This is a genomic window from Kitasatospora sp. NPDC058243 (assembly GCF_042882025.1).
Classification (GTDB): domain Bacteria; phylum Actinomycetota; class Actinomycetes; order Streptomycetales; family Streptomycetaceae; genus Kitasatospora.
The window spans coordinates 1-8,787 of record NZ_JBHVWW010000105.1 but is presented as its reverse complement, the minus strand read 5'-3'; the positions used below and the strand labels follow the sequence as shown (position 1 = coordinate 8,787).

Genomic DNA, 8,787 nt, shown 5'->3' with positions numbered 1-8,787 from the left:
TATGCTAGTGACCGTGGTTCCACTGGGCTTTGGGTCTTCTGTTGGCGCAACCGCAGTGCTGGGTGGGGGGACCGCAACATCAAAGGGGGCCCTGGGTTTGTTGCCGGGTCCCCGCTTGCCGATCCCCCACCCCGCGGCTCACTGCTACTGTGGGTCCAGATTCAACGGAATGCGCGAAAAATCGCTCCTGAATGGTGTTTCTGAGCGGCGCCCTCGCGGTGTTTGTTCCCTTCGGGGAACCCCAGTGCTTCCTTCGTGACCACAACGAAGGCAGAAGACTGTGCACCAGCACCGTGTCATCATCGCCGGCGCCGGACTCGGCGGCCTCACCCTCGCCCACGGGCTGCGCGCCCGCGGCTTCGACGTCGCCGTGTACGAGCGGGACCCGCACCCGGACGTGAGGCCGCAGGGCTACCGCGTCCAGCTCGACGAACCCGGGCTCGCGGGCCTGGAACACTGCCTGCCGGAGCACCTCTTCCGGCTGGGCCTGGCGACCGCGGCCTCGCCGCCCGCCCGGGTCTCCGTCCGCGACCGCCACCTGGGCACGCTCGCGGACCGGCCCACCGCGCCGGACCCCGACCCCGCCGGCGGCGCGGCCCGCCCGTACCGCTCGTACGCGTTCAACCGGCCGACGCTGCGCCAGATCCTGCTCTCCGGCCTGGCGGACACCGTGCGCTACGGCGCGGAACTGCTGAGCTGGCAGAGGGAGCAGGACGGAACGGTCACCGCGCGGTTCGCCGACGGCCGCAGCGCGAGCGCCGACCTCCTGGTCGGCGCCGACGGGGTCGGATCGGCAGTACGCCGGCAGCTGCTGCCGCACGCCCGGGTCGAGGACGCCGGACTGCGCCTGATCTACGGCAGGATCCCGCTGGACGCGCCGGATGCGCCGGATACCGGGGTCGGAGAGGCCGGAGGGGCGGAGGCGGCCGCGCTGCCGCCATGGGTGTTCGACAGCATCTTCACCGTGGTGACCGGTGGGCAGGGAAGTCCGCACGTCGGGTTCGGGCCCGTGCGGTTCGCCCGCCCTCCCGGCGCCGCCGGCCCGGCACACACACCGCCCGTCCCCCTCACCCCCGTCGGCGACTACGTCGCCTGCCTGGTGGGAGCACCGGTGGACCACCCCGCCATGCCCTCGTTCGAGGCGCTGCGCGGTCTCGACGGCCCCGCCCTGCGCGAGCTGGCCGGACGCCTGGTGGGCGACGACTGGCACCCCGACGTGCACCGCCTCCTGGACCGCTGGGAGACCGACTCGCTGTTCCCGCTGCGCATCTCCACGGCGAGCCCCGTACCGCCGTGGGAGCCGGGCCCCGTCACCCTGCTCGGGGACGCGATCCACGCCATGAGCCCGGTGCTGGCGATGGGCGCGAACACCGCGATCCGCGACGCCGCCGAGCTGACGCGGGCCCTGGCCGGGGCCGCGGCCTCCGGCGCGCCGCTGGTGGACGGCGTACGCGCCTACGAGCTCCGGATGCGGGAGTACGCCTTCTCCGTCGTGGCCGCCTCCCGGCGAACCGGCCGACAGCGGGTCGGACAGAGGTAGCCGTTCGGGGCGGGGGCGGGTCCTGGATGGCGGTCCACCCGTGGTGATGGATCGTCAGGAACGGGCTGCCGCGCCGGTCACCCGGGTGGTCGCCGGGGCAGGTCGAGGCGGACGAGGTGCCGGTCGGTGCCGCCGTCGGGCCGGTGCACGGTGCGGTAGGCGTACGGGACGGTGCTGGCGGGGAAGGTGACGATGCCTTCCTCCACGACGGGCCGCTGGTCGGCGATGGCCCGCAGCCGGGCATCGGTGTCGGCCGGCAGCTGCGGCTCGGGCGGGCGGCGGTGGCGGCCGGCCATCCTCAGGCCGACGGTTGCGACGGGGCCGGGCGGCCCGACCGGCCGGTTTCACTCTGGCCGGTTCCGTTGCGCCCGGGCTGGTTCACGAGGTCCTCCTCGCGGGGCTGGTCGGCCCTGTCGGTCCCGTCGGCCAACAGCGGCAGGTAGTGCTGAAGGTACGGCGGGACGTTGAGGTCGAGCACCTCGGCCAGAGGGACCATGCGGACGGCCAGGCCCTCGTCGCCGAGCCGGAGGTCCTCCTCCGGGCCGTCCCAGGCGGCGTGCAGGACGTGGATGAGCGGGGAGACCAGCTCGTGGTGCGGGCCGGGCAGGATCCGGAGCCCCGTGATCTCGATGCCGGCTTCCTCGCGGACCTCGCGCGCCGCGTTCTCCTGCGGGGTCTCGACGCCCTCGCGCCAGCCGCCGATGGGGGTCCAGTAGCCCGGCCAGGCGATGCCCGGCTTGTCGTCGCGGTGGTGCATCAGCAGCCGGCCGTGCCGGTCGGTGACGAGGACCATGATTCCTTCGAACTCGCCCTCCGGGGACGGGCGTTCCAGATACATCGGGGTGCCGCAGCGGTGGGCGCGCAGCACCTGGAGGAGCCGCTGGTAGCGGTCCGGTGGCATCAGGTCGCACCAGTCGTGGGCGGTCTCGAAGCGCCACTCGGTGTGCTCGGCCGGGTCGAGCCGGATGCGGGCCTGCTGCTCCGGGGTCAGGACGCCGCCGTCGAAGACGTATCCGCACACCGGCACCGGGTACTCCGTGCCGGCCTGCTCGTGGACGACCGCGACCAGGCGCCGCCGGGCGATCACCTCGGGGTTCTCCGCGGCGAGGTCGAGGCCGAGTTCCTCCTGAGCCTCGCGCAGCGCCGTGCCGAACGGGGCCTCGCCGTGTTCGACGTTGCCGCCGGGGAGGCTCCACACGGCCGGGTTGATGGTCGAGCGCATCCCGAGGATGCGGTCGTCCGGGTCGGTGACCAGGAAGCATCCGTAGACCGTGGGCCGCGCGACGGTGGTGAGGTAGCTGCCGACCGGCCGCCAGCCCGGGATCGCCAGGCGGCGGGTGAGCCACCCGATCACCTCGCGCTCTCCGTCGCCGGCCTGCGGCAGCTGGTCGGGACGGGCCCACTGGTGGTCGTCGTGCTCGGCCGACAGCGTGACCGGGGTGCCGTCCGGCACGACGGCGGTGAACACGAACTGCCGTACCCGCCGGCCGTTCCGGTCGGTGAGGTCCAGGCTTCGCGCGTACTCCAGCGGCAGCCCGGCGAGCCCGGTCTGCTCGGCCAGTTCCCGGGCCGCGCCCGCCTCGATCCCCTCGCCGCTCTCCCGGCCGCCGATCCCCTCGCCGTCCTCCCGGCCGCCGCCCGGGTACTCCCACAGGCCGGGGAGGGCGTCGTGCACGGCCCGGCGGATCATCAGGATCCGGCCGGAGGCGTCGCGGACCACCACGCCGACGCCGATCCGCTCGATGTCCTCGTGGGCGGCCAGTGCGGTCAGCACCTTGAAGTCGATCACTGTGCGGACTCCTCGTTCCCTCGGGCCGACGGGGCTGCTGAGCGGGGGCGCCGGGGCGCTCCTCCTGCCGGCGCGCCGGGGCGGGCCGAATCAGCCTCAGGGAAGCCGAGTTGGGGCGGCCGTGCGGTCGGCAGGGGACAGATGATGGCGCTGTTCGCGCGCGGGGTTCAAGCAGGCCACCTCCGGGCGCGCCCGGGGCGAACGGGGAGTTTTCGAGCACCGCGCCGCCGTGTCGGGTACGCCCTCCAGTCGGTCGCGAACGGCGGTCGGCAGGGTGGCGGAGCCCAGCGCACGGGCGGCGAGAGCCTGTTCGAGCACGGTCGTCAGGCGGGCTTCGAGCCTGCTGCTGACGCCCGCGTGGGCGGCGAGGCCGCGCGGGGAGCAGTCGCCGCCGGCTTCACTCGTTCGGCTGGCCGGGCGGTCCAAGAGGTTTCCGCCGGCGGCCCGCCGACGGGTTCCTGGGCGTTCATAGCACGATCTTGTTCATGTTCACATGTTGGCGCTGATCTCGCCGCCGGTGCTGAGTACCATGTACACGCCGTTGGCGACGGCTCCGGCGTCCTGCTGGTTCGCCTCCAGCGTGCCGTTCACCGCGCCGTCGTTGCCGAGGATCTGCGCGCGGTAGTGGAGTTCGCCGATCTTCGTGACCTTGGCCGTCCAGCCGCCCGCGAGCTTGAACGTGCCCGGCCCCTGGTGCCCGCCGCCCATCCAGGAGTGGGCCGTGCCGTCCAGCGAGAGCACGATGAACATGTCGTTGAAGTCGACCCCGGCGTCGGAGTCGTGCGTCTCCAACGTGCCGTACTCCGTACCGTTGTTGACGATCTTCGCGGTGTAGTTCTGGTTGCCGGTCGCGCGGATCTCGGCCGTGCTGCCGTCCACCAGCTTCTGGGTGCGGACCGGGGACGTCCCCTTGGGCGGGGCGGCCGCCGGCGTGGTGGTGGTGTGGCGCGCGGTGGGCGTGGCGGCCGGAGCGGCGGTGCCGGGCGCGGGAGGCGCGGCCGGAGTGCTGGCCGGCGCGGCGGCGTCGGGCGTGGTGGGAGCGCTGGGCGCGGCGGCCGGCGGGGTGGTGCCCTGCGCGCTGGGCGTGGTGGGCGCGGCGGCCGGCGCGGCGGTCTGGTTCGCGGGGGACGGGCTGGAACACGCTGTCGCGGTGGACACCAGCAGGGCGGCCGCCAAGGCGGAACCGGCCAGCGTACGGACAGCGGACGAGCGACGGTTCGTTAAGGTCGACATGCGGTGCTCCTGGGCGAAGTACGGGTGAGGAACAGCGCGTTGCCCGTGGCCTCTCCTGCGGGGGCCAGGAGCAACGTGGCTGCGTACAGGAACGAAGTTAGTGTGAGCAGTCGACGAAACAGGCCCTGCTATGTCACCAGACTGCTACGCCCTCCCCGAGCCCTCACCTGCACCGCAGGCCGGCGCGCCACCGGACCGAAGCGGAAGGGTCGGTTTCGGCCAGTTGTGCTGTTCATGTATACACGCATTCACATCTTCGGAATGCTGACCGCACATGCTGTGTCGGATCTACGACAAGGAGAAGGTCATGCGTCGAATCGCAGCCATCGGCACCGGGGCGGCACTGCTCATGGGAGCGGGGCTGATCGCCGCGCCGTCAGCCTCGGCGATCTCCTACTGCGTCACCAACCAGGGCCAGAACTGGGGCTCCGTCAACTGCCAGACCAGCGCCCCGAAGAACCACTGGCAACTCGTCCTGATCTGTGAAAGCGACAGCGTCAAGGGCATCCGGCAGACGATCAACGGCCGCTGGCACACCGGCGACGGCTCCGACACCCTGTACTGTTCCACGGGCTACAGCGCCGCCCTCACCAACGTCAACAGCGACAACTGACTGATGGGGGTGCGTGCCTGAGCGGTTTCCCGGGCGGTCAGCGGTCAGCGGTCAGCGGTCAGCGATCGCGGGCCGGCGCGTCACGCAGTCCCTCCTCGAAGGCCGAGTACGGGTACTGGTCGGTGCCGAATCCGGGCATTTCGAGCTTCTTGAGCTGCCCGCCGACGACGTGGGACACCAGCGGCACGGGCAGGGCGTCCGGCCAGAGGCCGGTCCGCTTGCCCTCGGAGAGGACGCGGCGGAACGCGCCGGTGGATCCCCGCAGGCTACGGCCGTTCGCCTTCAACTCCTCTGCGGCGCACTCGCCGTCGCCCTCGACGACCTGAAGCAGGATCTGCTGCGCCCGGGGCGGCAGGCGGTCGTAGTACGAGCGGGCCCGCTCCGGTGTCCAGCGGTCGTCGGGCAGCGCCGTCACGACGGCGTCCGGCATGGTGGCGAAGGCGAGCAGCTTCTCCAGCGCCTCGGGGGTCGGATTCTCCACGGTGATCGTGATCCTCATGGTGCAACACCCTTGCAGCCCCGGATCCTGAACACAAATAACCGCAGTAGATGTGTTGCAGACAAGAAGGTCCCTCCGATTTGTCGAAGGGACCTTCAGTGCGGTTGTGGGGCTGCTCCGCGATGCTTCACGCGCGTCGAGCGTAGGGCTGCTCCGCGACGTTTCACGCGCGTCGAGCAGGGCCGGTGACCTCCCAGGCCGCCTCGATCATCCGGAAGATCTCGTCCACCGCGGCCTCCGGATCGGCCGCCTCGCGGGCCAGCGTGTAGGCGTCGATCGCGAACCTCGCGATCGCCCGGCAGGCCGTCGTGGTCTGCGGCAGGCCGAGGTCGGTGGCGATGGCCGTTGCCAGCGAGTCCGCGTGGCGCAGCCTCATCGAATCCTCGTACTCCCGCAGGGCAGGTGATTCCTCGATCATGCGCCAGATCGGGGCGGCGGCGTCCGCCGTGCAATGGCGCACCAGGGCGTGGATCTCGCGGCGCAGCGCGGGGATGAGCGGCTCGTGCGGTGCCCGGCCGGTGGCCGCCTGGGTGAGGCGTTGCTCGAAGTCGTCGTCCCGTTCGAACACCAGGGCCTCTTTCGAGGCGAAGTGGGAGAAGAGCGTGGTGACGGCCACGTCGGCCTCGGCGGCCACGTCCCGGATTCCCACCGCGTCGTACCCGCGTTCCAGGAAGAGCCGCAGGGCGGTGTCGGCGATCTTCTGGCGGGTCGCGGCCTTCTTGCGTTCGCGGCGTCCGGGCGGCACGGTCATGCGCTCACGCTAGCAGATACGAAGGTGGAACAGTTCCGAAACACTAACCGTTAGTGCTACGGTCGATCGCATGAAGAACATGAAGAAGGTGAGCTTCGCCGAGTTCGGCGGGCCGGACGTTCTGCAGCTCGTCGACGCCGAGGAGCCCCACCCGGGCCCCGGTCAGATCCGCATCGCCGTACGGGCGGCGGGCGTCAACCCCGTCGACTGGAGGATCCGCGAAGGCCAGTTCCTCCAGGCCCATCCGATCGAGTTGCCCTCCGGCGTCGGGCAGGACGCCTCGGGGGTGGTCGACGAGGTCGGCGAGGGCGTCGAAGGGATCGAGGCCGGCGACCACGTGTTCGGCGAGGGCTCAAGTACCTACGCCGAGTTCGCCGTGCTGTCGGCCTGGGCCCGGATGCCCGAAGGACTGACGTTCGAAGAGGCCGCCGGGTACCCGTCCGTGGTGGAGACCGCGCTGCGCATCATCCGCCAGGTCGGCGTGCGGCCCGGGCAGACGCTGCTGGCCAGCGGCGCGTCCGGGGGAGTCGGCTCGGCAGTGCTGCAGATCGCCCGCGACCGCGGCATCACGGTGATCGGCACGGCCGGCGCCGCGAACCAGGACTACCTGCGCAGCCTGGGTGCCGTCGCCACGACGTACGGCGAGGGCTGGGTCGAGCGGGTGCGGCAACTCGGCCAGGTCGACGCGGCGCTCGACCTGGCCGGTTCGGGCGTGATCCGCGAACTCGTCGAGCTGACCGGGGATCCGCAGAAGGTGGTCTCCATCGCCGATCTCGGGGCGCCGCAGCTCGGCGTCCGGTTCTCCGGCGTGGCCGGGAGCATGACGGAGGCGCTCGCCGAGGCCGTCGACCTCATCGCGCGGGGCAGGCTCCACATTCCGGTCGAGAAGTCGTACACGCTCGCCGAGGCCGCGGCAGCGCACATCGACAGCCACGCCGGCCACACCCGCGGGCGCCGGGTCGTGCTCGTCTGAGCCGCATTCCGGAAAGACGTACCACCCTTGCACCTTGTTCCCGACCTGTGGAAACAGACCGAGGTGGTGGGGGTCACGACCCTGGCGTGGCCCCTTCTACCGCCCTGCGGCGCGTGTTCTCAGGGCATCGTCGTCCGCCCTGCGGCAGCGGGAGCAGTCGCAGGGCGGAGGCGGGCCCGCCGCTGGGGGTTGAGGGCGGTGGGGGTGCGAGATGGTCAGCGGCGGGCGGAAGGCGTAGGGCGCACCGGCGCTACGCAGGGGCCGGCGGAAGGTTCGTGACCGTGCGCGAAGCCTGGTCGCGCGCGCGGAACCCGAAGGAGATGAGGATGACGCGCTCTCCGGCGCTGAGCGGCGTCCGGCCGTGCGGCGTGAGCGCGCCGTCGAATACGGCGCAGTCACCTGCGGCGAGGTCGCATTCGAGTGCCCACCGGGCCGGCGTCCGGGCCGTGGTGCGGGACTGGAGCTATGCGGTCCACTGGCCGCTCCGCTGGCGCGGTGCCGCGTTGTCTGCCGCCGACGCGTCGGCCTGGCCGATCAGCAGCTCGACCCGGTCGAGTGCGGCCTGTGTGGAATCGACCAGCCCGGTGTCCCCCTTGGCGATCCGCAGGCGCAGCGCTTCTTGCAGACGGGCCTGGGCGCCTGCGAGATCGCCACGCTCCATGAGGTGCTTGCCGGTGTGCTGGAGCGCGAAGTCAAGGAGCTCCGGGTGCTGGCTCCGCGCGGTGTTCAGCGCGCTGCGGTAGAGCGCGTCCGCACCCTGCACGTCACCGGCGTAGCGGTGCGCGTCGCCGAGGTTGAGCCCGGTGGCGAGGACGGCCCGGGTGTTGCCGATCGCTGCGGCGAGGTCGAGCGACTGCCGGAGGAACGTCCGGGCCTCCTCATGGTGGCCCAGGCACATCTGGCCGATGCCGATCCATCTGGTCAGGACCTGAGTACGAGCGGGGTCTGCCTCCTCGGGCAAGGCCCGCAGTTCCTCGTGGAGTTGGCCGACCGCGGTGGTCAGCTCGTTCCGGTCGGTGGGGACCATCCGCAGGTTGCCGTTGTGAGTGATGAGGTGATCAAGCACGTGACCCTCCGTGGTTCGGTTCCGCTCAGCGTGGCACTACAGCTGGTCGGTCTGGTGGCGCAGTCCGGCCAGCAGCTCCACCCCGTGGGGGGAGAAGTGCTCACGCAGGAGTTCGAGTTCGCGTATGAGGTAGCGGACGGCCGGCAGCCCCTCCTCGTAGGCGCTGTGGAATCTTTGGGCCTTCGGGGTGAAAAGTTCCCCTGACCTGCAATGCCGGTGAGTTAGGGCGTTTCCGCAGGTAGGGGCGGGTGCCAGGCCACTTTGAGGGTGTACTGAACGTGACCGGGAGTGCGTGGCCGGTCTCGCTTCTTGGTTTCGAAGGT

9 protein-coding genes are annotated in these 8,787 nt (G+C 71.5%); 3 read left to right on the top strand and 6 right to left on the bottom strand.

Features of this window, described 5'->3' with window-relative positions:
* Nucleotides 1-280 precede the first annotated feature (280 nt).
* The gene (locus ACFVX9_RS37940) at nucleotides 281-1,540 is read left to right on the top strand and encodes an FAD-dependent oxidoreductase (protein ID WP_387986612.1); all 1,260 of its coding nucleotides are present in this window, start codon (nucleotides 281-283) and stop codon (nucleotides 1,538-1,540) included.
* A 77-nt stretch (nucleotides 1,541-1,617) separates the two neighbouring features.
* Here the strand turns inward: ACFVX9_RS37940 and ACFVX9_RS37935 are convergent, their stop codons facing one another.
* From ACFVX9_RS37935 to ACFVX9_RS37925, 3 genes are all read right to left on the bottom strand, one after another.
* Nucleotides 1,618-1,836 (bottom strand): hypothetical protein, encoded by a 219-nt coding sequence (locus tag ACFVX9_RS37935; RefSeq protein ID WP_380487504.1) that lies wholly within the window; start codon nucleotides 1,834-1,836, stop codon nucleotides 1,618-1,620.
* A gap of 2 nt (nucleotides 1,837-1,838) precedes the next feature.
* Nucleotides 1,839-3,329 (bottom strand): NUDIX domain-containing protein, encoded by a 1,491-nt coding sequence (locus tag ACFVX9_RS37930; RefSeq protein WP_387986608.1) that lies wholly within the window; start codon nucleotides 3,327-3,329, stop codon nucleotides 1,839-1,841.
* A 489-nt stretch (nucleotides 3,330-3,818) separates the two neighbouring features.
* Entirely contained in the window at nucleotides 3,819-4,562 is a 744-nt protein-coding gene (locus ACFVX9_RS37925) for a hypothetical protein (protein WP_387986606.1), read from the bottom strand.
* Between the two features lie 307 nt (nucleotides 4,563-4,869).
* Between ACFVX9_RS37925 and ACFVX9_RS37920 the strand changes: the two genes are divergently transcribed.
* Nucleotides 4,870-5,175 carry a hypothetical protein gene (locus tag ACFVX9_RS37920; RefSeq protein ID WP_159398696.1) on the top strand — a complete coding sequence of 102 codons (306 nt, stop codon included), beginning with the start codon at nucleotides 4,870-4,872 and terminating at the stop codon, nucleotides 5,173-5,175.
* A 58-nt stretch (nucleotides 5,176-5,233) separates the two neighbouring features.
* On the opposite strand, the gene ACFVX9_RS37915 is transcribed toward ACFVX9_RS37920, so the two are convergent.
* Together ACFVX9_RS37915 and ACFVX9_RS37910 are read right to left on the bottom strand one after the other, a co-directional pair.
* Nucleotides 5,234-5,674: a hypothetical protein gene (locus ACFVX9_RS37915; protein WP_331744487.1), complete on the bottom strand. Its 441-nt coding sequence runs from the start codon at nucleotides 5,672-5,674 to the stop codon at nucleotides 5,234-5,236.
* 163 nt (nucleotides 5,675-5,837) lie between these two features.
* On the bottom strand, nucleotides 5,838-6,425 hold the full coding sequence (locus tag ACFVX9_RS37910) for a TetR/AcrR family transcriptional regulator (RefSeq protein ID WP_380368682.1): 588 nt from the start codon (nucleotides 6,423-6,425) through the stop codon (nucleotides 5,838-5,840).
* Nucleotides 6,426-6,504: 79 nt separating this feature from the next.
* Here ACFVX9_RS37910 and ACFVX9_RS37905 point away from each other — a divergent pair, with 79 nt between their 5' ends.
* Nucleotides 6,505-7,398, top strand: a complete 894-nt coding sequence (locus ACFVX9_RS37905; RefSeq protein ID WP_387986627.1) for an NADP-dependent oxidoreductase — start codon at nucleotides 6,505-6,507, stop codon at nucleotides 7,396-7,398.
* A gap of 463 nt (nucleotides 7,399-7,861) precedes the next feature.
* Here the strand turns inward: ACFVX9_RS37905 and ACFVX9_RS37900 are convergent, their stop codons facing one another.
* Nucleotides 7,862-8,464 carry a tetratricopeptide repeat protein gene (locus ACFVX9_RS37900; protein ID WP_387986601.1) on the bottom strand — a complete coding sequence of 201 codons (603 nt, stop codon included), beginning with the start codon at nucleotides 8,462-8,464 and terminating at the stop codon, nucleotides 7,862-7,864.
* Nucleotides 8,465-8,787 lie beyond the last annotated feature (323 nt).

Coding starts and splice junctions, on each gene's coding strand:
- ACFVX9_RS37925 (WP_387986606.1), bottom strand. CDS start 4,562: ATGTCGACCTTAACGAACCGTCGCTCGTCCGCTGTCCGTACGCTGGCC.
- ACFVX9_RS37910 (WP_380368682.1), bottom strand. CDS start 6,425: ATGACCGTGCCGCCCGGACGCCGCGAACGCAAGAAGGCCGCGACCCGC.
- ACFVX9_RS37915 (WP_331744487.1), bottom strand. CDS start 5,674: ATGAGGATCACGATCACCGTGGAGAATCCGACCCCCGAGGCGCTGGAG.
- ACFVX9_RS37905 (WP_387986627.1), top strand. CDS start 6,505: ATGAAGAAGGTGAGCTTCGCCGAGTTCGGCGGGCCGGACGTTCTGCAG.
- ACFVX9_RS37920 (WP_159398696.1), top strand. CDS start 4,870: ATGCGTCGAATCGCAGCCATCGGCACCGGGGCGGCACTGCTCATGGGA.
- ACFVX9_RS37935 (WP_380487504.1), bottom strand. CDS start 1,836: ATGGCCGGCCGCCACCGCCGCCCGCCCGAGCCGCAGCTGCCGGCCGAC.